Source organism: Streptomyces sp. NPDC050422 (assembly GCF_044458665.1).
Classification (GTDB): domain Bacteria; phylum Actinomycetota; class Actinomycetes; order Streptomycetales; family Streptomycetaceae; genus Streptomyces.
Window position 1 is genome coordinate 88,075 of record NZ_JBITIE010000004.1, and the last position, 25,682, is coordinate 113,756.

General features: G+C 71.6%; 21 protein-coding genes and 1 pseudogene. 11 read left to right on the forward strand and 11 right to left on the reverse strand.

Annotated elements, in window-relative coordinates:
- Positions 1-21: 21 nt before the first annotated feature.
- The 5 genes from ACIBJG_RS06775 to ACIBJG_RS06795 form a co-directional block, all read right to left on the reverse strand.
- Entirely contained in the window at positions 22-1,134 is a 1,113-nt protein-coding gene (locus tag ACIBJG_RS06775; RefSeq protein WP_399304679.1) for a glycosyltransferase, read from the reverse strand.
- Positions 1,131-3,263, reverse strand: a complete 2,133-nt coding sequence (locus ACIBJG_RS06780) for a prolyl oligopeptidase family protein (RefSeq protein ID WP_399304681.1) — start codon at positions 3,261-3,263, stop codon at positions 1,131-1,133. The genes ACIBJG_RS06775 and ACIBJG_RS06780 overlap by 4 nt, the downstream gene beginning before the upstream one ends.
- Before the next feature lie 55 nt (positions 3,264-3,318).
- Positions 3,319-4,632 (reverse strand): MFS transporter, encoded by a 1,314-nt coding sequence (locus tag ACIBJG_RS06785; protein ID WP_399304683.1) that lies wholly within the window; start codon positions 4,630-4,632, stop codon positions 3,319-3,321.
- Positions 4,629-5,825 (reverse strand): radical SAM protein, encoded by a 1,197-nt coding sequence (locus ACIBJG_RS06790; protein WP_399304685.1) that lies wholly within the window; start codon positions 5,823-5,825, stop codon positions 4,629-4,631. Before ACIBJG_RS06790 ends, ACIBJG_RS06785 begins: the two co-directional genes overlap by 4 nt.
- 109 nt (positions 5,826-5,934) lie before the next feature.
- On the reverse strand, positions 5,935-6,123 hold the full coding sequence (locus ACIBJG_RS06795) for a hypothetical protein (protein ID WP_399304687.1): 189 nt from the start codon (positions 6,121-6,123) through the stop codon (positions 5,935-5,937).
- Between the two features lie 284 nt (positions 6,124-6,407).
- Here ACIBJG_RS06795 and ACIBJG_RS06800 point away from each other — a divergent pair, with 284 nt between their 5' ends.
- Positions 6,408-7,643 carry a cytochrome P450 gene (locus ACIBJG_RS06800; RefSeq protein ID WP_399304690.1) on the forward strand — a complete coding sequence of 412 codons (1,236 nt, stop codon included), beginning with the start codon at positions 6,408-6,410 and terminating at the stop codon, positions 7,641-7,643.
- A gap of 34 nt (positions 7,644-7,677) precedes the next feature.
- Here ACIBJG_RS06800 and ACIBJG_RS06805 read toward each other — a convergent pair.
- The 3 genes and pseudogenes from ACIBJG_RS06805 to ACIBJG_RS06815 form a co-directional block, all read right to left on the reverse strand.
- Positions 7,678-8,814 (reverse strand): annotated as a pseudogene (locus ACIBJG_RS06805) (MFS transporter); the annotation flags it as partial.
- A gap of 152 nt (positions 8,815-8,966) precedes the next feature.
- Positions 8,967-9,737, reverse strand: coding sequence for a uracil-DNA glycosylase (locus ACIBJG_RS06810; RefSeq protein ID WP_399304692.1), 771 nt, complete (start codon positions 9,735-9,737; stop codon positions 8,967-8,969).
- A gap of 72 nt (positions 9,738-9,809) precedes the next feature.
- Positions 9,810-10,232: a MerR family transcriptional regulator gene (locus tag ACIBJG_RS06815; RefSeq protein ID WP_399304695.1), complete on the reverse strand. Its 423-nt coding sequence runs from the start codon at positions 10,230-10,232 to the stop codon at positions 9,810-9,812.
- 408 nt (positions 10,233-10,640) lie between these two features.
- Here ACIBJG_RS06815 and ACIBJG_RS06820 point away from each other — a divergent pair, with 408 nt between their 5' ends.
- Complete coding sequence (locus ACIBJG_RS06820; RefSeq protein WP_399304697.1) at positions 10,641-12,128, forward strand: SulP family inorganic anion transporter; 1,488 nt, start codon at positions 10,641-10,643, stop codon at positions 12,126-12,128.
- A 48-nt stretch (positions 12,129-12,176) separates the two neighbouring features.
- Here the strand turns inward: ACIBJG_RS06820 and ACIBJG_RS06825 are convergent, their stop codons facing one another.
- Positions 12,177-12,959 (reverse strand): VOC family protein, encoded by a 783-nt coding sequence (locus ACIBJG_RS06825; RefSeq protein WP_399304700.1) that lies wholly within the window; start codon positions 12,957-12,959, stop codon positions 12,177-12,179.
- Between the two features lie 451 nt (positions 12,960-13,410).
- On the opposite strand from ACIBJG_RS06825, the gene ACIBJG_RS06830 reads away from it, so the two are divergent.
- Positions 13,411-13,980 carry a DUF5133 domain-containing protein gene (locus ACIBJG_RS06830; RefSeq protein ID WP_399304703.1) on the forward strand — a complete coding sequence of 190 codons (570 nt, stop codon included), beginning with the start codon at positions 13,411-13,413 and terminating at the stop codon, positions 13,978-13,980.
- Positions 13,981-14,114: 134 nt separating this feature from the next.
- Here the strand turns inward: ACIBJG_RS06830 and ACIBJG_RS06835 are convergent, their stop codons facing one another.
- Entirely contained in the window at positions 14,115-14,693 is a 579-nt protein-coding gene (locus tag ACIBJG_RS06835) for a type 1 glutamine amidotransferase domain-containing protein (protein WP_399304706.1), read from the reverse strand.
- 517 nt (positions 14,694-15,210) lie between these two features.
- Between ACIBJG_RS06835 and ACIBJG_RS06840 the strand changes: the two genes are divergently transcribed.
- The 4 genes from ACIBJG_RS06840 to ACIBJG_RS06855 all read left to right on the forward strand — a co-directional run bounded on the left by ACIBJG_RS06840 (position 15,211) and on the right by ACIBJG_RS06855 (position 18,549).
- Positions 15,211-15,693 carry a hypothetical protein gene (locus tag ACIBJG_RS06840; RefSeq protein WP_399304709.1) on the forward strand — a complete coding sequence of 161 codons (483 nt, stop codon included), beginning with the start codon at positions 15,211-15,213 and terminating at the stop codon, positions 15,691-15,693.
- A gap of 82 nt (positions 15,694-15,775) precedes the next feature.
- Positions 15,776-16,756, forward strand: a complete 981-nt coding sequence (locus ACIBJG_RS06845) for an iron-containing redox enzyme family protein (RefSeq protein ID WP_399304712.1) — start codon at positions 15,776-15,778, stop codon at positions 16,754-16,756.
- Between the two features lie 252 nt (positions 16,757-17,008).
- Positions 17,009-17,605 carry a cysteine hydrolase family protein gene (locus tag ACIBJG_RS06850; protein ID WP_399304715.1) on the forward strand — a complete coding sequence of 199 codons (597 nt, stop codon included), beginning with the start codon at positions 17,009-17,011 and terminating at the stop codon, positions 17,603-17,605.
- Positions 17,581-18,549, forward strand: coding sequence for an LLM class F420-dependent oxidoreductase (locus tag ACIBJG_RS06855; protein ID WP_399304718.1), 969 nt, complete (start codon positions 17,581-17,583; stop codon positions 18,547-18,549). The genes ACIBJG_RS06850 and ACIBJG_RS06855 overlap by 25 nt, the downstream gene beginning before the upstream one ends.
- A gap of 71 nt (positions 18,550-18,620) precedes the next feature.
- Here ACIBJG_RS06855 and ACIBJG_RS06860 read toward each other — a convergent pair whose 3' ends face one another.
- A complete protein-coding gene (locus ACIBJG_RS06860) occupies positions 18,621-18,947 on the reverse strand; it encodes a plasmid stabilization protein (protein ID WP_399304720.1) in 327 nt (108 codons plus the stop codon).
- A gap of 291 nt (positions 18,948-19,238) precedes the next feature.
- Between ACIBJG_RS06860 and ACIBJG_RS06865 the strand changes: the two genes are divergently transcribed.
- The 4 genes from ACIBJG_RS06865 to ACIBJG_RS06880 all read left to right on the forward strand — a co-directional run bounded on the left by ACIBJG_RS06865 (position 19,239) and on the right by ACIBJG_RS06880 (position 25,291).
- Positions 19,239-19,850 (forward strand): endonuclease, encoded by a 612-nt coding sequence (locus tag ACIBJG_RS06865; protein ID WP_399304722.1) that lies wholly within the window; start codon positions 19,239-19,241, stop codon positions 19,848-19,850.
- A 371-nt stretch (positions 19,851-20,221) separates the two neighbouring features.
- Positions 20,222-21,166, forward strand: a complete 945-nt coding sequence (locus ACIBJG_RS06870; protein ID WP_399304725.1) for an ABC transporter ATP-binding protein — start codon at positions 20,222-20,224, stop codon at positions 21,164-21,166.
- A complete protein-coding gene (locus tag ACIBJG_RS06875; RefSeq protein WP_399304728.1) occupies positions 21,163-22,536 on the forward strand; it encodes an ABC transporter permease in 1,374 nt (457 codons plus the stop codon). Before ACIBJG_RS06870 ends, ACIBJG_RS06875 begins: the two co-directional genes overlap by 4 nt.
- 4 nt (positions 22,537-22,540) lie before the next feature.
- A complete protein-coding gene (locus tag ACIBJG_RS06880) occupies positions 22,541-25,291 on the forward strand; it encodes an alkaline phosphatase family protein (RefSeq protein WP_399304732.1) in 2,751 nt (916 codons plus the stop codon).
- Positions 25,292-25,682 lie beyond the last annotated feature (391 nt).

Sequence of the window (25,682 nt, forward strand, 5' to 3'; positions counted from 1 at the left end):
GCCGATTCTGCGCTGTCGGGGTCAGCGGGCCGCCGATTCCACGGCGTCGGCGGCACGCGCCTCGCTCTTGCCGTCGGCGAGCAGGCCGCCGACCTCCTTCGCACGCGCACGCAACTCGGGATCACGGGCGGCGGCGTCGACCGCGGCACGCAGTTCCTGGGCGGGAGAACCCGGCTCCGGGAGGACGCGGGCGACGCCGGCGCGCAGACAACCGGCGGCGAGGACCTGCTGCTCCGAGCCGTTGGGCGCGACGAGCAGCGGTTTGCCGTGGAGGAGCGCGGCGAGTACCGGGGCGGACGTCGCATTGGTGAGCACGAGGTCGGCCCGGTTCACGAGCGGACCCATCCAGGAGCGGCGCCCCAGGATCAGGTCGGCGTCCGCGGCGGCCTCGGGGGCGCCTGACCGCCCCAGTTCCACGACAGCCCGGTGCGTGCCCGCAGTGAAGGCCGCGTTGAGGCGCGGCCAGAGACTGCTGCCGCCGAAGGTGCGGCCGAGATGGACGTACGCCAGGGGCTTGGAATCCGGCAGCGGCTCCGCCGCCGGGGGGTCCGGCTCCCACCAGCAGGGACCGACATGCCGTACGGCCCCGGGCAGTTCGGCGCCGGGCACCTCCATGACGGGGTGCCCGCGCAGCAGGAAGGCGGTGCCGAGCAGCGGCGTCTGGGGGAACCGGTCGTGCCGCGGGGCGAGACCGGCCGCCTCCCGTACCGCCCCGTAGTGCTTCAGGGTCTCCGCCAGCCGCCACGCACGGCCCTCCGCGCCCGCCGGCCCGGCGCGATAGGGCCACAGGTGAGCCGCCAGCCCGAGGACCACCACCGGCAGTCCGGCGGCCTCGGCGGCCACCAGTGCGCCGTGGCAGAGCACCGAGGTGACCAGGACGTCGGGCCGCAGCCGCCGGACCGCCCGGGCCACGGCGGCGTACTGCTCGGCCCCCCGGACCGTCCAGTGGGCCACGGAAAGCGCGGTGCCGTCCGTCACGGCCGACACGGCCAGTCCGGCCGCGGCGGCCGTGGCCGCGGCCGGTGGCCCGGCGAGGACGTCGACGGTGTGGCCGCGTCGGCGCAGTTCCCGGCCGGCCGCGAGGGCCGGGTACAGGTAACCCGGGTCGCTCAGCGGGCACAGGAGTACGTTCATGCCAGGCCGTCCTTCGTCAGGTCGAGGCCCAGGTGGTGGGCGAGGAAGGCCATGACGTCCGCGTACAGCCGGGCGCTGCGCGACGCGCCGCGTGTGCCGTGGCCGACACCGCGCTCGGTGCGCAGCACGACCGGCCCGTCACCCGTGCCCGCCCACTGCAGCGCGGCACACATCTTCCGGGCGTGCGCGGGGTCGACGCGGGTGTCGCCGTCGAAGACGGCCAGCAGGACGGCCGGGTAGCACGTCCCCTCGCGCACCCGGTGGTACGGGGAGTAGGCGAGCAGCCGCACGAAATCGGCGGGGTCCTCGGCGCTCCCGTACTCGTCTCGCCAGCTCGCGCCCATCCCGGACAGCTCGTAGCGCACCATGTCGAGCAGGGGCGCCGCGCACACGACGGCCGCGTAGGTCTCCGGCCGACGGGTCAGTGCGGCGGCGGCCAGCAGACCGCCGTTGGAGCTGCCGAGGACGCCGAGCCGGCCGGGCGCGGCCCATCGGGCCTGGAGCAGATGGTCGGCGGCGGCGTCGAAGTCCTCGAAGGTGTTGAGCTTGTGCTCGCGGCGCCCGGCCCGGTGCCATTCGTCGCCCTCCTCGCCCCCTCCGCGTACGCAGGCCACCGCGTACACGCCGCCCGCGCGCACCCAGGGCACGGCCTGCGGGGTGAAGCCGGGGCTCATCGAGGCGCCGAAGCCGCCGTAACCGGTGAGGACGGCGGGGCGGGGCCGGCCGGGACGGCCCTCGGGGGACATCACGAACATGCGCACCGCGGTGCCGTCACGGGAACGCACGACCTCCTGGGTGACCTTCACGCCCGCGGCCGGCGCGGCGGCCGCCGGACCGCCCGCCCAGGGGCGCAGCTGTCCGGTGACCGCGTCGTAGTGCAGGACGGTGGTGGGTGTGATGTGGTCGGCGTACGCGAACCAGGCCTCGTGTCCCGGAGCCTGACGTACGGTCAGGCCGGTGACGGACCCCCGGCCCGGCAGGGTCACGGTCCCGGCGGGGGCGCCGCTGCGTGCATCGTGCAGGGTCATCTCGCCGACCGCGTGCCGGGTCCGTACGACCACCAGCAGCGGCCGGTCCAGTGCCGGGCCGTCCAGGACCGCGAAGTCCTGCAGTACGGTGCCGGGTTGCTCGCCGACCAGGGTGCGCCAGTGTCCGGGGCCCGGGGCGTCGGGGCGTGCCGCGGCGATCCGGCCGCGTGGGGCGCCGGCGGTCGTCCTGAGCAGCAGCGGGCCGCCACCCGTCCGCAGGCGGACGGCTGTTCGTGCGTCCGTGCCGTGCTGGAAGCGGCGCAGCCCGGGCCGGTCCGGGCCGGTCACGGTCAGGTCGGCGGTCCACAGGTCGGTGCGCGGCGCGGTGCCCTCGTTGGCACCGATGACCAGGAGCCGGCCGTCGGGGGAGGTGGCCACGGTGTAGTACTGGGTCTCCGACCGCCCGGCACCGAAGATCTCCGTGTCCCGGTCGGCGGGGGTGCCGACCTTGTGCAGATACACGCGGCGGTGACGGGCCGCCCCGCCGGCCCGCTCCGGCGGCAATCGGCGCACATAGTAGAACGCCCGGCCCTTCGGCAGCCACGCCACGGGGGAACGGCGGACCCGGTCCACGGGCCCGTCCACCACCTCGCCGGTCACCGCGTCGAGCACGCGCAGCAGCGAGTGCTCCGTACCGCCCGAGGACAACTGCACGGCCACGAGGCCGCCCTCCCACGACGGCTCCCAGGCGTCGAGCACCGTCGTACCCGACGGGTCGGCCTCCAGCGGGTCGACGAGCACCCGTGTGCGGCCGCCCTCACGGACGGCGAGCACCGACAGTTCACGCCCCGGGTCCCGGCGCACATGGAACTCCCGCCCGCCGCGCGCCACCGGGGGACCGCTGCCACCCCCGCCGAGCAACTCAGCCATCCGCCCGCGCAACGCCTCCCGGTCCGCCCAGCGCGCCTCCTCCCCGGCGTACAGCAGATCCTGAGCAGCGCTCCACACGGCGGTGGCGGGGTCCTGCGGATCCTCCAGCCAGCGGTAGGGGTCCGCCACCGGCTGCCCGTGCAAAACCTCCACCGGTCCGCTGCGGGGAGCGGCCGGGTAGCTGTGCCGGGCCGGCGTCGGCCCGGTGTCGCGGGGCGGGGACACGGTCATCGCGGCGCTCCAGGGAGAACGGTCACGTCGGACAGGGGGAGAAGGAACGGGGAGATCAGGTGCCGCCGGTGCCCGGGCGCGGGACGGGAGGCGTCGGGACCAGCCCCGCGGGACCGGCGTCGGCGTCGTCCGAGGGGCCGGGAGTCCTCCCGCCGGCGTCCTCGCCGTTGGCGTCCAGGCTCGTCTCGCGCAGCAGGGGCACCGACGACACCACCGTGACCACCGCCGCGGTGCCGGCCAGGATCAGCCAGGTGCGGCTGCCTCCCATGGAGTCCACGAACGAGCCCGCCAGGATCGGTCCCGCGGAGGCCAGACCGGCCATCAGCAGTCCGGTCGCGGTGCTGACCCTGCCCAGCAGGTCGCGGGGCGCGAGCACCAGGACCGCGCGGCCGACCACTATGCCCGCGGGCGGGCTGAAGAAGACGACCACGACCAGCACCGGGCCGATCAGCCAGGGGTGCGTGGTCCGGGAGAAGGCGGCGAGACCGAGCGCCCAGACGGCACCGATGAGCAGGAACAGCCGGCCGGCGGTGATCCTCTTGATCAGCCAGGGGGCGGCGGCCGCGCCCAGCAGCCCCCCGACGCCCGCGCAGGCCATCACGGCCCCGATCGCCGTCCCGCCGGCGCCGCTCTGGCGCAGCGAGACGACCATGGTCGTCTGGGCCGCCGCCGAGACGATGTTGATGCCCGCGGCGAAGAGCAGTGCGGCCAGCAGCGCCCGCTGGTGCGTGAGCCACCGCAGGCCGGCCGTGAGCCGGTTGTCGCGCTCGCTGTCCGCGACGCCCGGTGCGGGCCGGGTACTGATCCGCAGCAACAGCAGGGCGGACACCCCGTAGGAGGCCGCGTCGACGGCGAAGGGCAGGATCGGGTCCACGGTGAAGAGCCAGCCGCCGAGGAACGGCCCGATCAGTGAACTCGACGCCATGGCGGTCTGACTGCGGCTCAGCGCGTCGGTGAGGTCCTTCTCCGGCACAACGTCGCGCACGGCGATGGTGGCCGCGGGGGAGAAGAGTGCGGTGGCCGTGCCCTCGACCACGGCCACGCAGAGCAGATGCGCCTGACCGAGCTCCCCCAGCCCCGACGCCAGGGGGATGCTGGACAGCGCCACGAGCCGTACCACGTCGGTCCCGACCATGATCATGCGGCGGTCGAACCGGTCGGCGAGATGTCCGGCCGGCAGGCGCAGCAGCGTCCGGGTCACCATCGAACAGGTCGCCACCGTGCCCGCCTGCGCGGCGCTCCCGCCGATGGACAGGACGAGCAGCGGGAAGGCCAGCAGCGACAGCTGGGATCCGAGGGTGGAGAGCGTCGAACTGATCCAGTAGCGGCGGAAGTCGGGGTTGGTGCGCAGGATGCCGCCGCTCTTCATCCCAGCCGTCCGGCGGCGTTGAGGCAGTCCAGCACACCGGCGTCGACCCGGTCCTGGAAGGTGGCGCGGACGGCCGCCTCCTCGTCGTACCGGTAGTGGTCGTGGCAGCTGACCCAGCGGCCCTCCGTCTCCTCGGCGGTGAGATAGCCGTCGGTGACGGTGCCGACCTCCATACCGGGTTTGCCCGCGGTCTCCCAGCAACTGGCCAGGACACCGTCGGCGTTGATGACCGCGCCGTAACGGCCGTCGGCGAAGGAGCAGGCCTGGCAGGGGACATGGGCGCGCGGCCGTGCCACCGTGAAGCCGAGTTCCAGCGCGCGGGCGTGCCAGCGGACGAAGTCCGAGACGAGGCCGTCCTCGTGCAGCAGGTTGTTCGCGTAGCCGACGCCGACGTCGCCGACCCGTGCGAAGTGGACGCCGCAGCGTGCCGGATCGAGACGGGAGCCGAGACGTTCGACCAGTTCGTCCACGCCGTTCCGGTTCAGATGCGAGACGTTGACCCGCAGCATCCAGCGCAGCGAGGTCTTCTCGATGGCGCGCGCGATGTTGGAGACGATGACGTCGAAGGTGCCGCCCCCGGAGCGCTTGACCCGGATGGAGTCGTGGTCGGCCCGGTCGCCGTCGAAGGTCACCTGGACGGAGCCGAGACCCGCCGCGTTGAGCTCCTTGGCGATCAGCGGGGTGAGCAGGGTGCCGTTGGACGTCATCGACGCGGTGAGGGTGCCCAGCTTCCCCGCGCGGGTGAGCAGGTCCCGACAGCCCCGCGGGTTGAGCAGCGGCTCGCCGCCGAAGAGCAGGAGCGCCAGCCGGTCAAGACCCGCCGCGTCCATGCGCTCGCGCGTGAAGTCCAGGACCTGTCCGACGGCTTCGGGGGTCAGACGGGCGTGCTGGATCCGTGGCGGCCGACTGCCGCCCTTGGGGTCCTGCGCGGTGTTCTGGAAGCAGTAGCCGCAGCCGAGGTTGCAGTCCGTACTGGTCAGGACGGTGAGGGAGTACGAGGTGTAGGGCCGTACGTCGTACAGCCCCGCCTCGCGCAAGTAGCGTTCGGACGAGGGCCGCAGGGTGCCGTCCGGTTCCACCTGGCCGGGGCGCATCAGTGCGTATCCGCCGGCGCCCAGGAACCACCACCCCCTGTCGGCGCGGACCAGACGGGCCCCGGCGGCGGGGACGGCGACAGACTGCGTACCGGGCACGGCAACCTCCGGGTCGGGGCGGTGGCAGAAGGGGGACGGCCGGCGCGGACCCCGGCCGCAGCGGCGGCGTGCGCCGCTGCGGCCGAGGAGGACCGGTCGGGTGACCGGATCAGGCGTTCTGCTCCTGGTGGACGCCGCACCACGGGGTGTCCTCGCCCTCCTCGGAGTGCGCGATCACCTCGGGCTCCTCGGCCACCTCCTGGTGCACACCGCACCAGCCGATGGGCGACTCGACGTGCGCGACGACCTCGGGGGCGTCCTCGGCGGGGGTCTCGGTGGGCTCGACGTTCTCGGCCATGATGGTCCTCCATACGACGGGGGCGATCGGGACGAAGAGCGGCGCCATTGCGCCGACCGCCAGGAAGCTAGGAGCAGCGGGTTCGGCACCGGTTCGCCGCTGGTTGTCCCGCGGTGAAACCTCCTGGTCGCCGCCTCGGTGGCCGACCGCGCTCGTCTCCGGCGGGCCGAGCGGCGAGCCGGGGCGACCGCATACCGCAATCGCACCGGGCGCGAACCGGCGGACAACCGGCCGTTCCTACGGTGGCCGCCGCACAGTCCGCGACCGCGAGAGGACGCCTCCGCATGGACACCGAACCCGCCGTCACGACTGCACCGCCCGCGCCGGCCGGGCAGCCGCGGCTGCCGGAGCCGCTCGGGGCCGAGTTCCTGAGCGGGCCGGCCGAGGTGCTGGCCGAAATCCGCGAGACCTGCCCCGTGGCCCGGGTCAGGACGCCGGCCGGGAGGCCGGTGTGGCTGGTGACCCGTGCCGAGGACGTACGGGCCGGCTTCCTCGACCCCCGCCTCTCCCTCAGCGGCGGGCGCGTCCCCGACCCCGGAGTGCGCCGTCGCGCCCTCGACGTGACGCTGGTGAACTACGACCCGCCCGACCACACACGGATCCGCCGCCTGGCGACGCCGGCCCTGACCCCGGCGCGCATGGCCGCTCATCGCGAGCGGATCGAGCGAGCCGCCGGTGAACTCCTCGACGCGGCCGACGCGGCCCGCGGCGACGGACCGGTCGAGCTGATGGACGCCTTCGCACGGCCCTTCGCCTTCCGTTCGCTGTGCGAGGTCTTCGACGTACGGGAGGAGGAGCGGGCCGCACTGTACGAGCCGGTGGCGCGCCTCGCGGACAAGACGGGCTGCACCGCCGGCGAAGTCGAGGAGAGCGTCGCCCGTATCGACGCCTTCGTCCGCCGCAGGATGGCCGTGTGCGCGGCGGCTCCGGGTGACGACGTCGTATCCCGCGTGCTCGTGGCGTGGCGGGAGCAGGGCGGTGCGACCGAGGACGAAGTGGCCTCCCTCCTGGCGATGCTGCTGCTGGCGGGCTTCGACAGCACGGTGCAGGCGATCGGCATGAGCGTGGTCGCCCTGCTGGGCCACAGGGACGTGCGGAGCACCCTGCGGGACGAGCCGTGGCGCATCCCGCGCGCGGTGGACGAGCTGCTGCGGTGGGACACCCCGGGCCCCTTCGCCACCAAGCGGCTGGCTCTGCGGGACATCCGGTTCGGGGACACGGTCATTCCGGCGGGCAGCGGTGTCCTGCTGTCCGTGGCGGCGGCCAATCACGACCCGGGCTGCCATGCCGGCCCCGGGACGCTGGACCCGGGCCGGAGCACCGCGAGCCGCCATCTGACCTTCGGCCTGGGCCCGCACTACTGTCCCGGATCGGCACTGGCCCGGCTGGAGCTCACGGTGGCCCTGACCACCCTTCTCGGCCGCTGGCAGCGGCTGGCGCCGGCGGTGCCGCTGCACGAACTGACCTGGGGCGGCGGCTACCTGCACCGCCGCCTGGCCGCATTGCCCGTACTGCCCTGAGGCGGACGGGTGCAGATTCGTTCGACCGTGCCCCTTACGGAGCCGCGCCCTCGCCGGCCTTCTCCGTCTGCGAGAGCGGCCTCGCGATGTCCTCCAGGGAGCGCTGCTCGGCGTTGACCGCGAGGAAGGCCGCGACGATGGCCGCGCACATCAGCCCGGCACCGATGGAGAACGCGAGGGCCGTGTCACCGGGGACACCCGACGCGGTGAGGTCGGCGAAGATGAGCGGGCCGCTGATCCCGCCGACCGCCGTACCGATCGCGTAGAAGAAGGCGATGGCCATGGCCCTGGTCTCCATCGGGAAGACCTCGGAGACGGTCAGGTAGGCGCTGCTCGCCCCGGCCGAGGCGAAGAACAGCACCACGCACCAGCACGCGGTCAGGGTGGTGGCGTCGAGAGAGCCCCGGTCGAAGAGCCAAGCCGTGATGAACAGCAGGATGCCCGGCACGATGTACGTGGCGGCGATCATGACGCGCCTCCCGATCGTGTCGAACAGCTTCCCCAGTACGAGGGGTCCGACGAAGTTGCCGGCCGCGATGACCGCGAAGTAGTAGCCGGTCCGACTGCTCTCGACGTCGTAGAACGTCGTGAGGATCGTGCCGAAGCCGAAGGTGATGGCGTTGTAGAGGAAAGCCTGCCCGATGAAGAGGGAGAGCCCTAGCACCGCACGCTTGGGATAGCTCCGCAAGACGGTCCTCGCGATGGGCCCGAAGCCGATGCTCTTGCGCTCGTGGATCGTGATCTCACCGGCCGGCGGCGACAGCTTCTCGTGACGCTGCTCCTCGATCTCCCGCTCGACCGAACCGACGAGCTTGTCGGCGTCCTCACCATGCCCGTGGATGAACTGCCACCTCGGACTCTCCGGCACGTGCCGGCGTACGAGCAGGATCACGAGGCCCAGGACGACGCCCAGGGCGAAAGTGAGCCGCCGGCCCAGATCCTTCGGGAAGTAGTCCGTGTTCAGCATGACGATCGACAACAGCGCCCCGCCGACCGCGCCCAGCCAGTAGCTGCCGTTGATGATGAGATCGACCCGGCCCCGGAACTTCGAGGGAATCAGCTCGTCGATCGCCGAGTTGATGGCCGCGTACTCCCCACCGATGCCGAAGCCGGTGAGGAAGCGGAAGAGGAAGAACCACCACGCGCGGAAGGACAGGGCGGTCATCGCGGTCGTGTGCGGCGGATGCGCACTGTACGACCGCAGTACATCCAATATCGGCCAGGTGCCCGGGCGTCGCCGCCGCACACGTTCCGGCGCTCGGCCACACGGGCGCGCGCGTGCGGCAGCCAGGCTTCACCCGGGGAGCATCGCCCGGCCCCCGGTCACTCCGCCCTCGGCCGTACGACGGGAAGCCCGGCAGCGTGCGCGGCCTCGGCGAGCACCTCGCGCAGCATGGCCGGGGTGAGGCGGCGGGTGGACACATTGCGCCGGCTCACGTGGTAGCAGCCGAATACGGTCAACGGCGTGGTGGTCCCGTCCGAGGGCGCCAGGGTCGTGCGTACGCCGTGGCCGAACGACGGGCGCGGACGAGGCACGTTCCACCCTGCCTGCCGCAGAGCCGGCAGAGTGGCCTGCCAGCCGAAGCCGCCCAGCACGACGACGGAGCGTGCCGTCGGCCGGAGCAGTTGCAACTCGCGCACCAGCCAGGAGCGGCAGGTGTCGCGCTCACCGGTCGTGGGGAGATTGGCCGGCGGTGCGCAGTGCACGGGCGCGGTGACCCTCACCCCGTGCAGCTCCAGTCCGTCGTCCCGGTGTGTCGCCGTGGCACGGGAGGCCAGGCCGAGATCGTGGAGCGTCGCGAACAGCAGATCGCCGGCCTGGTCACCGGTGAACATCCGGCCGGTCCGGTTGGCACCGTGCGCGGCGGGCGCCAGCCCCGCGATCACCAGCGAGGCGTCTTTGGGCCCGAATCCGGGAACCGGGCGCCCCCAGTACTCCCAGTCACGGAACGCGGCACGTTTGACGCGAGCGGTCTCCTCGCGCCGGGCCACCAGACGTGGGCAGGCGCGGCAGGACACCAACCGCGTGTCCAGGCCGGTCAGCGTGCGGGTCTCGGCGGCGGCCGATGCCGGGTAATCCTTGGCGCTGGTCACGATCAACCCGTTTCGGAGCAGTGGGTGAGGAAATGCCTGGCCGAACACTCCTTCCCGGGACGGCGCGGTCGTTCAGGGGTGTGCGGGGGAGGAGGGCGGAGTCTCCCGCGGCAGGCGCGCGCGGAGGGTGCCGGCGAAGTCCTCGGCCCGGGACAGCTGGACACGGAGCCTGGTGACCTGCTCCGCGGCGGCGCGCTCGTACTCGCGTACGCGGTCCAGCAGGCCGTCGCGTTCGTGCGTGTCCAGGTCATGGCCGGCGTCGAGGCGGTCCGTCGCGTCGAGCAGGTCGCGCATCTGGTCGAGGGTGAAGCCGAGCGGCTTCATGCGGCGGATGACCATCAGCCGCTGGACGTCGCTCTCGGTGTAGAGCCGAAAGCCACCCTGCGAGCGGGCGGAGGGAACGACGAGCCCCGTCTCCTCGTAGTGGCGGATGGTGCGCAGGGACAGTTCGGTCCGCGTGGCGACCTCGCCGATCTGCATGTGCTTGTCGTCCACGCCCGTGGTCCTGGCCCTTCTTCTCGTCGCCGGCCGCATGCGGCACGACCGCGACCGACCTCTACTCTAACGTTAGGGTAGAGTTGGTGGCGGCGCGGGCGGCCTTGCCCTCCCGCGCCTGCTGTTCCAGGGTCGATGGCGCCCCCGGCGAAGATCCGATTCTTGCAGGAGTGAGCGTGCGCGAGTCCATGGTGCTGATCGCCGCCCCCTGCCCGCCGTGACGTTCGCCCCCGGATACGAGTGGCCCGGCCGTGCGGCCGGTCCTCGCCCCTCCTCTCGATCTCCGGCCCCTGCGGGCCGTCCGCTGGGTGCCGGTCCGGCCCCTTCGCTCCTTCTCCGCACGCCCCCGGCCTGTCGGCGGGGTCTGCCCGAGCACGACAGGTACTCACCTCCTTGTCTTCTTCCGTCATGACGCCCGCCGCTGTTCTTCGCGGCCTGAAGCCCGACTGGCTGTCCGACCCGAAGGTCTGGCGCACCGAGGTGCTGGCCGGGCTGGTCGTGGGGCTCGCGCTGATCCCCGAGGCCATCTCGTTCTCGATCATCGCGGGCGTCGATCCGGCCATCGGTCTGTTCGCGTCGTTCACCATGGCCGTGGTCATCTCGATCGTCGGTGGCCGCCGGGCCATGATCTCCGCCGCCACCGGCGCCGTCGCGCTCGTGATCGCACCGTTGAACCGCGAGCACGGCCTGGGCTACCTGATCGCCGCCGTGATCCTGGCCGGGATCTTCCAGATCGTGCTCGGCGCCCTGGGGGTGGCGAGGCTCATGAGGTTCGTTCCGCGCTCGGTGATGGTCGGCTTCGTCAACGCTCTGGCGATCCTGATCTTCATGGCGCAGGTGCCCGAGATGCATGACGTGCCCTGGGCCGTGTACCCGCTGATCACCGGCGGTCTGGCGCTCATGGTCTTCTTCCCGCGGGTCACCAGGGTGGTCCCGGCCCCGCTGGTCTCCATCGTCATCCTCACCGTCATCACGGTCGCGGCGGGGATCGCCGTGCCGACCGTGGGGGACAAGGGGGCCCTGCCTTCCTCGCTGCCGGTGCCGGGTCTGCCGGACGTTCCCTTCACCCTCGACACCCTGACGACGATCGCCCCCTACGCGTTCGCGATGGCGCTGGTCGGGCTGATGGAGTCGCTGATGACCGCGAAGCTGGTCGACGACCTCACCGACACCCACTCCTCCAAGACCCGCGAATCCATCGGGCAGGGCATCGCCAACATCGTCACCGGGTTCTTCGGCGGCATGGGCGGCTGCGCGATGATCGGCCAGACGATGATCAACGTGAAGGTCTCCGGCGCCCGCACCCGGCTGTCCACCTTCCTCGCCGGTTCCTTCCTGATGGTGCTGTGCATCGTCTTCGGCCCGGTGGTGTCCGACATCCCCATGGCCGCGCTGGTCGCCGTCATGGTCATGGTGTCTTTCGCGACCTTCGACTGGCACTCCATCGCCCCGAAGACCCTCAAGCGGATGCCGGCGGGTGAGATCGCCGTCATGGTCATCACCGTGACCGTGGTGGTAGCCACCCACAACCTCGCCATCGGCGTCGTCGTCGGCACCGTCACCGCCATGGTGATCTTCGCCAAGCGGGTCGCCCACCTCGCCGACGTCACCTCGGTCACCGACCCCGACGGCACCACAGTCGTCTACTCCGTCACCGGCGAACTGTTCTTCGCCTCCTCCAACGACCTCGTCGGCCGGTTCGACTACACGACCGACCCCGACAAGGTCGTCATCGACCTGACCGGCGCCCACGTCTGGGACGCCTCCTCCGTGGCCGCCCTCGACGCCATCGAGACCAAGTACGCCCAGCGCGGCAAGACCGTCGAGATCGTCGGCCTCAACGATCCCAGCGCCGATCTCCACGGGAAGCTCTCCGGAGAACTCACCAGCCACTGATCCCTGCGGTGGTCATGGGGGCCCGCAGCCCGGGGCGGGCCTTCGGCGTCACGGCCCGCCGGGCCCCGAGACGGTGAACAGCGCGCCGCCGGGATCACGGATGATGTAGGCGTCCTTCGAGCAGCCGAGCGGGGGAGGGGCCGGCGAGGAATCGCCGCCCGCCGCATCGGCCGCCGCCGCGGTCGCCCGGCTGTCCGCCACACGGAAGTCCACCACCCACCTCGGCCGCATCTTCGGGTCGGGGGCGGATTCGACGCCCCCGCCCCGCAACGTGGCGACGGTGTGTCCGGCCACCTGGACCGCGACGTGGTCCTGCGCGTACTCCACCGTGCACCCGCCGTCCGGCTTCGCCCAGTCGAAGATCCCGGCGTAGAAGATGGCCGCCTCGAAGGCATGACGCGTCATGAGGTCCAGACGCGCGGGTGCGCTCCCCTGCCCCACCGTCCAGGCCAGGGCCGGACCCTCCCAGAAGCCGAAAGCGGCCCCGTCGCGATCCGCCGCGAGGGCGGCACGTCCCCCGCCCAGCCGCGCCGGCCCGACGGCGAGCGTGGCCCCCCGCTCCCTGACGCGGTCCGCGGTCTCGTCGGCGTCGGCCACGGCGAAGTACGGCGTCCAGCGGGCGGCGAGGCCGCGCGCGGTGCAGGGCCCCATCCCTGCGACAGGTTCGCCGTCCGCAACGGCGACCGAGAAGTCGTGTCCGAGGGAACTCTCGCGGAACTCCCACCCCAGCACTCGGGCGTAGAACGAGCGGGCCGCGTGAGGATCGGGCGTCGCCATGCTCACCCAGCAGGGCGCACCGGTCACCGGCATCGTCGTTCCGAGGGCCGGCATCGAAAACTCCTTGCATCGGGGCGGAAGCACGCGGAGAGCGCGGTCCGAGCCAACCAGCCGCAGTCCTGCCCGAGCGGGCGCCGTGCGCGGCACCGGACCCGGTTCTCACCTTCCCGGCCCAATGAGCGGAAAACAACGCGCTGCGGGCCCGCAGGCGGTCCTCGCTTCCCTTGCCGCGATGACCTGACCGCCGGCTGACCATTTCAACTGTGTGCACGGCCGGGACTCCGCCGCACCCAGAGCACGCTCCGTACACCGCACATTCCCCGAACCGGGCACGGAGGACCGGCCGGTAGCGGCCGGGGTGGTCACCCGAGCGGCTTGGCCCACGGGCGCACTTCCGTTCCGGATGTCATGTTTCGGAAATGAGCACACGGGGGCGGGCGAAGACCGGCATGTCCCCATCGGTCGTCGCGGAACTCCTCCGTCGCCTCGTCGAGAAATGGCCCTGATGATGTCTGCCCGCATTCCCCGCAACCCCGACTCCGGTGGCAGCCGCCCCTCGCCCGAAGAGCCGGTGCCCGCAGCACAGCTCCCCATCGACGAGCCCAGGGCGGCGTGGGCGGTCGGCACGGTCATGGCGGTGACTCCGTGCTCGGCCCGGGACGCCAGGCGGGTGCTGGGCGCGGCGGCGAAGGCCGCGGGCATCACGTCGGCGGAGGTGGCTGCCGCCATGGCCGCCCACTCACGCGGCACCGCGATGCCGGCGCGCGTGGAGCGGGCGCTGCACCGGGCCGTGGCGACGGCCCGGACCGTGTCGCCCCGGACGGCGTACATCGGTCTGATGCCGAGCCATGCCCGGACCGCGGAGGTTCTGGCGGAGTTCCGCGGCTGCCAGTCCCGGCTGACCGCCGCCCCGTCCGACATGCGGGCCAGACAGGAGCTGGACGACGCCGCGTACACGCTGTGCGTGCTGCTGGGCAGAACGGGCGTACACGACGCGGTGCTGGCGGCGGAGCAGCACATCACCACCTGGGCCGAGCCGGTCCCCCGCCGCGCGGACGGCACGCGTCCGACCTGAGCAGGGCGGATCCGGCCGGCTGACGTGCGGTCCGCAGCGGCCGCCTGTCCCTCCACACCTGTCGCCCCGTGCGGCGCGCCCACGGGCTGGTACTCCGGAGAGCCTCGTGGGCGCGCACGGGCCCGTCCCGAGGATCAGGAGCCGGAAAGGCCCGGAACGGCGAGTGCCGCGTCGATCTCCCGCACGAACGGCTCCAGATCGTCCGGGTTCCGTGAGGTGATGAGTGTCCAGCCGCCCGCATCATCCGTGACGACCGGCTGATCGGCCCACTCGCCGCCCGCGTTGCGGATGTCGGTCCGCAGCGAACCGTAGGAGGTGAGCCGCTTGCCCGCTACGGCTCCGGCTTCCACCAGGACCCAGGGCCCGTGGCAGATGGCCGCGACGGGACGGCCGGATCCGGTGAACGCGCGAACGATCCGGCCCGCCGAGCTCTGCGTGCGCAGCGTATCGGCGTTCAGCGTCCCGCCCGGGACGAGAAGAAGGTCGTATCCGGCCGGATCGACGTCGTCCAGTGTGAGGTCGGGGCGCAGCGTCCTGCCGGGTTCCTTGTCGCCGACGAGGGTCTCGATGTCGTCCGTCGTCACGGCGGCGACATCGACCTGGGCGCCCCATCCGCGCAGGTGGTCGAGCGGGACGACGAGTTCGTCCTGCTCCACCCCGTAGTTGGTGACGATGGCCAGTACCTTCCGCCTGCTCACGTCGTGGTCGCTCATCAGCTGTCGTCCGTCCTGTCTGCGCGGGTACGCCCGGCCCTCGCTTCTTCGGGACCGCAGCCTCTGGTTCCCTTCGTGACGGCGGTCATTCCCACGGGCCGCCCGGTCCCCGGCAGCCTGCGGCCGCCCCGGGGCGACCGCAACCGCGCGTCACCCGAACGGCGCAACGACCGGACGGGGGCGGCGCCCCCGTCCGGTGGGCGCGCACGATCCGTCCGGACGGAGTCCCACGCGGCGATCCTCGCCCGCCGGCCAGCCCGGAGACCCTGCGCCGGCACAGGCGGTATGCGGCCATTGTGGGAGGAGCCGAGGCGCGCCGGCGCGGGCACCTGTTCAAGACCGGCGCCGCGGCCCTCACGCTCGTCGCACGAGCCGACGGCCGGAACGCGCCGGCACCCACGACCACGGCATAGGCCCCAGCGGCAGCCGGTACGGCACCCCTCACCGAGGGCGGGCCGGCCGCACGTGCCACCCGGGTGAGCGACGCGACCTGGGACAGCGCCGGAAGGGACTCCGCATGACCGGAACCGACCTCGTCCTCACCGCCCTCGACCGCGGCGAACGTCAATTCGCCGAGGCACTGGAGAGCGTGGCGGACCGGCACCGGGCCGAGCACGAGATCCGCCATGTCGCCATGGACCTCGCACAATGGTCGCGAGAGCACCTGCGGCGTCTGACCGAAGCCGCCGACGAGCGGGACGGCTCACCGGCGGACACGGACCAGGCACTCGGGGCGGGAGAGCGTTTCACCACCCGGTTCGCGGACGCAGGCCCCGTCGACGACCGGGGGCTGGTCCTTCTCCGCGATCTGCAGGATCTGCATCTCCGTGCGGTGGCCAACTCACTGTGCTGGGAGATGCTGGCGCAAGCGGCGCAGGCGACAGGGAACCAGCGGTTGCTGAGTCTCGCCTCCGCCTGCCATCCGGAAACACTGCGCCAGATGAAATGGAGCAACACGATGCTCAAGAACCTGTCACCGCAACTGCTGACGCAGCCATAGACCAGGCATCGAGTACGGTACGGCGCGCCCACGCGACGCCGGGCGGCCGCAGCGGCTGCACAGGCTTCTCAGGAGGGACAACATGGCTGGTCGGACAGGCGAACCCACACTTCCGCGGGGCCGCGGTGATCTTTCGGAGGCCGTTCTCGCCTACATGCGGGGGAGCGGTGAGCTGCCGGCCCCGGCGCTGGCGGACGAGGCCGATCCCTACGGGGAGGACCTGCACCTGGCGTTGTACGTCTGCTACGAACTCCACTACCGCGGCTTCGCGGGAGTGGATCCGGCGCGCGAATGGGATCCGCCCCTGCTGGAGGTCCGGGCCGCGCTGGAGCGGCGATTCGAGACCGCCCTGAGGAGCGACGCCCCGCCCGACGCGGACCTGACCGCGACCCTCGACGCGTTGCTCGTCGAGCCCGTCCGGGGGACGGGGGTTTCGCACTTTCTCCAGGAGAGCGGCACGCTGGACCAGCTCCGCGCCTACGCCATGCAGCGTTCCCTGTACCACCTGAAGGAAGCCGATCCGCATGCCTGGGTGCTTCCGCGCCTCAGCGGGCGTGCCAAGGCGGGCATGGCCGCAGTCGAGTACGACGAGTTCGGCGCCGGCCGGGCGGAACGGGTGCACGCCCGCCTGTTCGCGGACCTCATGGCGGATCTGGGGCTGGAGACGTCGTACGGCCACTACGTGGACGAGGGCCACGCGGAAATGCTCGCCCTGGTCAACCTCATGTCGCTCTTCGGCCTGCACCGCCGGCTGCGCGGCGCCCTGGTCGGACACTTCGCCGCCGTGGAGATCACCTCGTCGCCCTCGTCACGGCGCCTGGCGCTCGCGATGAAGCGGGCACAGGCGGGCCCGGCCGCCGAGCACTTCTACACCGAGCACGTCGAGGCGGACGCGGTGCACGAACAGATCGTCCGGCACGACGTCATCCGCGGGCTCCTGGACGAGGAACCGGAGCTGGAGGCGGACGTCGTGTTCGGGATCGACGCGACAGGCTGCCTGGAGGACCGGCTGGCCGCCCGGCTGCTCTCCGACTGGCACCCCGCCTCACCCGTCGGCGGCTGATGAGCGCACCTGCCCGCCCCGCAGCGGCGACTTCGCGACCGCCGAGGACGCCGCAAGGCGCGTACTGGAGCGGGGCACGGGGGCGCGGACACAGCGGGAGGTATTCGCGAGAACGGGCAATCGGTCTGCGGGCCGGGTGCGGGGTCCGCGTTCGACCCGCTGCCCGTCACCATCGACATCGCCGGGCTCCGGGTATCCGGATACCGGGCGGCCGACTGGCTGCGCGAACACCATCACCTCGACGCACATCTGATGGACCATCGCCGCATCAGTACGCAACTCACGCACGCCGACGACGCCGATACGACGAAGCGCCTCCTGAAGTCGGCGTGGTCATTGACGTGCATTCCGTCGATGGACTCGATCTCCTGCCGCACCGAGGCCGCAAGATCGAGTGTGCGGGACATCAGCGCGTGGCCGTCCAGGACCATCTGGCGCCGCCAGCCGTCCATGCCCGCGTACAGGAAGCCCGATGATCAATCACTCTTCGTGGTCAAGGCGCGGCGCTCGATCTTCTACGAGACGCCTCTCCCGTATCTGCTCCACCAGTTGGGCGCGGACCACCTCGTCCTCTGCGGTCAGGTGACGGAGCAGTGCATCCTCTACTCCGCACTGGATGCGCATATCCGTCATATGAGCCTGACGATTCCGGAGGACGGGGTGGCCCATATCCATCAGGATCTCGCGCAGGCCGCACTGCGGATGATGGAACGCTACATGGGCGCCCGCGTACGCGCTGCCGCGGCCGTCGCGCTCTGGCCCGGGTGGCGGCCGTCCCGGACGTGCCCGTGTTTCACCCGCCAAGGAACGGCAAACCTTCCCATATGGTGCAATTCGGATACACGATGATGACCGAGCAGTCGGGACCGCGGGCACTCGTCGACGACGTGGTGGCGGCCGAGGAGGCGGGATTCGACTTCTCGGTGACCTCCGACCACTACTTCCCCTGGCTGGAGTCCCAAGGGCACGCCCCGTACGCCTGGAGCGTGTTGGGCGCGGCAGCGCAGGCCACCTCCACCATCCGGCTGATGACGTACGTGACCTGCCCGACGACCCGTTACCACCCCGCAGTGGTGGCGCAGAAGGCCGCGACACTGCAGTTGCTGTCCGAAGGGCGGTTCCGCCTCGGGCTGGGCTCCGGTGAGAACCTCAACGAGCACGTGGTCGGCGCGGGATGGCCGGCGGCCCGGGTGCGGCTGGAGATGCTCGAAGAAGCGGTGGAGATCATCCGCGCGCTGTTCGACGGCGGGTACGTCAGCCACCACGGCACCCACTTCGATGTGGACAACGCCAAGCTGTGGGACGTGCCGGAAGTCCGCGTCCCCATCGGCATCGCCGTCTCCGGAGACCGGTCGTGTGCGCTCGCGGGCCGGCTGGCGGACCTCGTCATCGCCACGGAGCCCGAACGGGAGCTTCTCGCAGGCTTCGACCGCCACGGCGGCGGCGGAAAGCCACGGGTCGGCCAGCTGCCCGTCTGTTACGACCGTGACCGGGACGCGGCGGTCGAGCGGGCGCACGACCAGTTCCGCTGGTCGGTCGGGGGCTGGAAGGTGAATTCCGAACTGCCGGGCCCCTCCTCGTTCGACCAGGCCACCCAGCACGTCCGGCCCGAGGACGTGGCCCGGTCGGTTCCGTGCGGTGACGACGTCGAGGAGTTCGTGGAAGCGGTCCGTGCCTTCATCGACGCGGGGTTCACCGAGATCGCCCTCGTGCAGGTCGGCGGTGCGCAGCAGCAGGCCTTCATCCGATGGGCACGGGAGGAACTCCTGCCCGCTCTCCGCACTGTCGCCTGAACGCCTGAACGCCTGAACGGCCGCAGGGTCGTCACAGCCCTGCGGCCGACGGGCGGCGACCACAGGTCCGGTCAGCCGCTGACCGCTTTACGGAGCTGCTCCTTGTTCATCGTGGAGCGGCCCTCGACGTTCTTCCTCTTGGCCTCCTCGTACAACTGGTCCCTGGTGCGGCCCTGTGCGCCCTTGTGCGACCGCTCCCCACCGCGCTGGGAGGCCGACTTCGGGTCGCGCGTGGACGTCTTGCTCGACGTCTTCGCCTCGCCCGAGCGTGCTCGCTCCTTGTTGACGGTGCGGGCGGCGATCTCCTTCGCGCGCTTCTCCGACTCACCGCGGTTCTCGGCGCTGTCCTTCACGTGCTCGTACTGGCGCTCTCGCTTGCGGCTGGATCCTGCCGGCATGGCGTTCTCCTCCTGGTACTCGTCGGGACTCTGCCCAGGGCGTACGGTCCGCACCCGGCCCCAGTGACGCGTCGCCGCCGTACCACCGGGTTACCACTGGGCCACGTCCGAAACATGGCACCGCCGCCATGAGTGCGCCATCGGGCCGTGCGCTCGGGTGACCCCCGGGTGCAGGGGCCGGTCGTCGCGGTTCCGGGCTCGTGCAAGGCCGTGGTCTCACCCGAACGAGTAAAATGAGGGGCGGTCGGCGGCACCGTGGAACGACGCAGCACGCTTCATGGGAGGTGCACCATGTCCCGGCCGACGACAGCGAAAAGCCTGCTGGAGGAGTACGGGCGCACGTACGCCGGCGAAGCCGGGATCCGCCTCCGGAACACACCCTCGCCGCTGTACCGGTTGCTCACGCTCTGCGTGCTGTTGTCGGTTCGCATCAAAGCCGACCTCGCCGTGGCTGCGGCCCGGGAGCTGTCCGGAGCGGGGATGCGCACGCCGCAGGCGATGGTGAAGGCCTCCTGGCAGGACCGGGTGGATGCGCTGGGCCGCGCGCACTACCGCCGGTACGACGAGAGCACGGCCACCGCGCTCGGAGACGGGGCGGAACTCCTTCTCGACCGGTACCGGGGGGACCTGCGACGGCTGCGCGATGAGGCCGACGGAGACCCGGAGCGCATCCGCGGGCTGCTGCGGGAGTTCCCCCGGATCGGGCCGGTGGGGGCGGACATCTTCAGCCGTGAGGCACAGGGCGTGTGGCCCGAGCTGCGCCCGGCCTTCGACCAGCGGGCGCGCCACGCCGCCGCCGGACTGGGACTCCCGGAGACGCCCGAAGGGCTGGCCCGCCTCGTCGTCGACGACGACCTGCCGAGACTCGCTGCTGCGCTGGTCCGGGTCGCACTGGCCAAGTGAGGGGCTCGGGGCCTCGGCCTCACTGAGCCGGAAACCGTCGGACGCCGGACGCGGCACATCGCCGTCGAAGGGCCGGTCGAAGAGCATGCCGCCGCCGTCGCCGTGCCCCGGCCCGGGGTATCGAAAGTCTCGACCCGGCGCACGTTCACGAGCCCTCGTGCCGATCAGGTGGCCGGCCCCCTGATCCCCTCCTGGACGGCACGGTGTCCCGGTCGGCCGAGACCTGATGGGCATGAACCCGACAAACGGGGGGAAGTCGCCGGCGCGGTCGTCGTCGGCCGCCATTCGTTCCCTGTCCGTTCAACTCGCCGTCTCCGAACAGGATGTGTGTCGCACCTAGTGTCCCTCGTGGTCATTCCAGGAAGGGACTCATGGACACTCTCCCCGCAATCCGGGCGCGCGGGATCGCCAAACGCTTCGGCGACGTCATCGCACTCGACGACGTCGATCTGGAGGTGACGCAGGGGCGGATCCACGGCTTGGTCGGACCCAACGGCGCCGGGAAGACGACCCTGCTCGGCCTCCTGCTGGGTCTGGCCGTCGCCGACGGCGGCCGGCTCGAGATCCTGGGCACGCCGGTCGGACGCACCCTCGTCGCCCCCGAAGGGGTTGCCGGGTTCGTGGAGGGGCCGGGGCACTATCCCTCGCTCACCGCCCGACAGAACCTGGCCGCGCTGGCCGCCCTGCGCGGGCGCGAGGCGCCGACCGCGGGGATCGACGACGTGCTCGGCCAGGTCGGGCTCACGGATGTCGCCGACGACAGGGCCCGCGGCTTCTCCCTCGGCATGCGTCAGAGACTCGGACTCGCCGCCGCACTTCTCACCAAGCCCCGGCTGCTCGTGCTCGACGAACCTTCCAACGGCCTCGACCCGGCAGGGAAGAAGCACATACACAGCGTCCTCGGCCGCCTCGCGGCGGACGGAACCGCGGTCGTGCTCTCGAGCCATCGCATGGATGACCTGGAGGCACTGTGCTCCGACGTCACCATCCTCTCCACCGGGCGGGTCGTCTACTCCGGTCCGCTGAGCCGGCTGGCCGCCGAGAACCGTGAGCTCGACTACCGGGTGCTCACCTCCGACCCGAAGGCGGCCCGCGTGCTCGCCGCCGGGACGCCCGGAATCCAGGTCGTCGACGACGGCACGACACCTCCCGACGCCGAACAGCTGGTCGTGCGCGCCCGGGTGCCGGTCCTCGACGAACTGGTGGTGCAGCTCGTCCATGCGGGCATCGCCCTGCGGGAGCTCGCTCCCGTGGTGTCGCCGCTGGAGGCCGCGTTCCTCGCACTGACCGAGCAGCAGCCGGAGGCCGGCCGATGACCGCCACCGACACGCGTCCCGCGACCGTGGCCCCGGTCGGGGATGCTGCCGTACGCCCCGTCCCGGTGACGCGCGCCTATCGCTTCGAGGTGGTCAAGCTCCTCGCGCAATGGCGGATCCGCCTGGTGATCCTGGCCTGTTGGGTCGCGCCGGCGCTCTTCGTCGCCGCGGTGAGCCGGCAGAGCTCCCTCCCGGTCGACACCCTGTTCGGCCGTGGGATGCACGCCACGGGCTGGGCCGGACCCCTGGTGGTACTCGGATTCGCCGGCATCTGGGCGCTGCCGCTGCTGACCTCGCTCGTGGCCGGCGACGTGTTCGCCTCCGAGGACCGGCTCGGGACCTGGCGCCACCTGCTGGTGGCCGTGCGGTCTCCGCGGCGGATCTTCGTGGCCAAGTCACTGGCCAGCCTCACCGTCATCCTCCTGCTCGTGGCCGGGCTGGTCTGCTCCAGCGCGGCCGGCGGAGTCCTGGCGGTGGGCAACCGGCCGTTGACCGGGCTCGACGGCCACCTGCTGTCTCCGGCCGACGCCGCGGTCAGGGTGCTGCTCGCCTGGGTCTGCGTCCTCGCACCGACGCTTGCCCTCGCGGCCATCGGGCTCCTCGGCTCCGTCACGCTGGGGCGCTCCCCGATGGGGCTGCTGCTGCCCGCACTTGTCGCGCTCTCGATGCAGCTCGTCCAGATGCTGCCGCTGCCCGTCACGGTGCGTCTCGCCCTGCCCGGCTACGCGTTCATCTCTTGGAGCGGTCTGTTCACGAGTCCCACGCAGCTCGGCCCGCTCGTGATCGGCACCGTGGTCAGCGTCGTCTGGGCCGTGACCGCCACCGTTCTGGCGTACGTGCAGTTCATGCGGCGCGACTTCACCCACCCCACCGACGGCGCCTCACCCCGTCTCGCGATCACCGCCGGTGCCCTGCCGCTCGTCGCGCTCCTTGCCGTGACGGTGGGAGTGGTGGCCGTGACCACCACGGCCGAGGGTTCCGGGATCGAGCAGAAGAAGATCGAAAGCTCGGTCGCCACGGAATTCGCCCACCTGTACCGCGGGCAGACGGGTCAACTGCACCGGCCCGACGTCACCGAAGCGCAGTTGCGGGCGACGGCGGCCTGCACCAAGGGCGACGTCGCGGACGGCGCACTCGGGCCGGGCAACGACTGGCGGTGCGTCGTTTCCTGGCACCTCCCCGGCATCGAGGCCACCGGGCAGGCGATCTACCAACTCGATGTGACCCCGGACGGCCGGTACATGGCCGATGGCGACGGCCCCAAGGAAGTGAACGGCTACTTCCTGGTGCGGACCCCGGCCGGGGACGCGCCGAACCCGCTCTGGCAGTTCGACGGCAATGTCGAACTGCTCGGTACGACGAAGGGATGACTCCATGCAGGTAACACGCCGCAGGCGTGCAGAGAAGGTCCGCTCCGGCCTTCCCGGCAGACGCATCGGCCGGATCCCTCTGGTGACGGCGGGCCTCACCGCCATGGCCCTGGCCGCCGCCGGAACGGCCTTCGCGAAGACGCAGCAGTTCGGCACCGAACAGGTCGGCCAGGTCACCCACCGGGGCCAGGTCATCTCCAGCGACCAGCACATCGCCCCGTACGGCGAGCGCCTGGTCATCAACAACGGCAAGATCATGTCGTCCGCCGTCAGCCCGGACGGCACCCACCTCGCGGCCTCGGTCACCGACGGCGGTGCCGCACTGTCGATCGTGGACCTGAAGAGCTGGAAGGTGCAGCAACTCGTCAGCAGCGCCGCTTCGTCCACCCCGCGCATCGGCAGCAACTCCGTGGGGCAGGAAGGCCCGACGTACTCGCCCGACGGCACCCAGCTGTGGCTGGGCCAGCCCGACGGTTACACGCGGTTCCGTGTGAACCCGGACGGCAGCGTCACCGGTCCGACGTCCGTCACGATCCCGGCGGACGGGCCCCGACACGCGCTGGTGGGCGAGGCGGTGTTCTCACCGGACGGCGCCACCGTGTACAGCGCGGTCAACGGCCAGAACCGGGTGGTCGCCATCGACGCGGCGACCGGGACCATCAAGCAGAGCTGGGCCGTGGGCAACGCGCCTCGCGACATGGCCCAGGTCGGCGGCAAGCTCTACGTCAGCAACGAGGGCGGACGCACGGCGAGGGCCGGCGACACCACGGTCAACTCGTACAACACGCAGGTGCCGGCCGACCCGGTCACCGCGGCCACCACCACCGGCACGGTCAGCGTCATCGACCTGGAGAAGCCGGCCGCCGCGGTCCGGAGCATCGGCGTCGGCCTGCACCCGACCGCGATGTATGCCAAGAAGGGGGCCCTGTTCGTCACCAACACGGCCACCAACGACGTGTCGGTGATCAGGACCGCCGACGACAAGGTCGTGCAGACCATCGCGACCCGGCCGTGGCCGGAGGCGTCGGTGGGTTACGAGCCCGACGCCGTGACGCTCACCGACGACGGCCACCTGCTGGTGACGCTCGGCCGCGCGAACGCGGTCGCCGTCTACCGGTACACGAGCCCCCAGGAACCGGTGAGTTACGTCGGTCTGCTCCCGACGGACTACTTCCCGGCGGAGATCGCCACCGTGGGCGATCAGGTAGTCGTCTCCCACACCCGCGGCATCGACGCCCGCCGCCCCACCACCGGCGCCGGGCACGCCACCCACGACACGACGTCGAGTCTGACGCGGTTCACGCTTCCGAGCGACAGGACCATCAAGTCCGAGACGACCAAGGTCTTCAAGCAGAACGGCTGGACCAACGGCGCCGTCAAGGTTGCCAAGGGGAAGAGCAAGGCCAAGCCGGTACCGGTGCCCGCACGGCTCGGCGACCCTTCGACGATCAAGCACGTCTTCATGATCGTCAAGGAGAACCGGACCTACGACCAGGTCCTCGGTGACATCCCCGAAGGTAACGGCGACCCGTCGCTGACGCAGTTCGGCGAGAACGTCACTCCGAACCAGCACGCACTCGCCAAGCAGTTCGGGCTGTACGACAACACCTACGACATCGGCACGAACTCCGCCGAGGGGCACAACTGGCTGATGCAGGCCGACAACCCCGAGTACACGGAGTCCTCGGCCGGCGAGTACCTGCGCAGTTACGACACGGAGGACGACGCCCTCGGCCACCAGCGGACGGGCTTCATCTGGACCGGCGCGCAGGCGGCCGGCAAGTCGGTGCGGGACTTCGGTGAGTTCCAGCAGTTCCTGACCAAGCCGGCGGGCGCGAGCTGGCAGAACCTGTACTGCGACAGCAAGAACATGGAGGCGACCGGCCAGGACACCGCGTACCCCATGCTGTCGTCCTCGCCGATCCCGTCGCTCAACGACGTGTCGGTCCACGGCTTCCCGAAGTTCGACACCAGCGTCCCGGACGTCTACCGGTACGGGATCTGGAAGCAGGACTTCGAGAAGAACGGGCCCGCCAACCTGAACATGTTCTGGCTCTCCAGCGACCACACCGGCGGCCCGGCCAACGCGGCAGCCCAGGTCGCCGACAACGACCTCGCGGTCGGCAGGATGGTCGACGAGATCTCGCACAGCCAGTACTGGAAGGACTCCGCGATCTTCGTCGTCGAGGACGACTCCCAGGCAGGCCTCGACCACGTCGACGGTCACCGGGCCCCCATCCAGATCATCAGCCCCTACGCCCGGCGCGGAGTCGTCGACAGCCACTACTACACCCAGATCACGATGATGCGCACCATCGAGCAGATCCTCGGGATCCACCCGATGAACCAGAAGGACAGTGCGGCCACACCGATGACCGGGGCGTTCACCAAGAAGGCGGACTTCACGCCGTTCGACGCCCTCGCCAACCGGACCCCGCTGACCGACGGACTGGCCACTCCGCCCGCCTGCGGCCTCGACACACCGGCACCTCAGAACCCCAGCGCGGCGGCGGTCCCGGCGGCGAAGGTGCCCGCGGCCATGCGGCCGCTCGCGTCGCAGTGGGACGACTGGAAGTCGCAGCAGCGGCTGAGCGGCTCCCGGGCCGTGCCCGACTACGCGAACCCCGCGCAGATGAACCACTTCACGTGGTACGAGACGCACAACTGGAAGCAGCCCTACCCCGGCGAGAAGAAGATCTTCTCCCCCGAGGACGTACCCGGCGCCTTCATTCCCTCGCCGGAGTCCGACGGCTGATCCGGAGGCAACGACCCGAACACCCGAACACCCGAACGCGCGGACACATGGACCTGCGGGGCCGAGCCGGTGAGACCGGCCGGCCCCGCAGGGCGCTGTCCGGCGGGGCTCTCGCGCCCGGGACCTCGGCACCGGCGCGGAACGGGCGGCAGGTCCGGCTGCGGTGGGTCCGCATGACGCACACCGACACCACCACCGAGACCGGGATGACGGCGGAGCCGGTACGGGAACCGCTGCGCGACCAGCACCCCGATCCGGCCGGGCCTGCCGTGCGGCTCGGTGCGCGTGGCGGGGACCACCGGTTGTGGCGGCTCGGCGGCGACCTCGCCGTCCGGCTGCCCTGGGTGCTGCTGCCGGACGACGCGGTCGGCCGCTTCCACGAAGCCTGCCG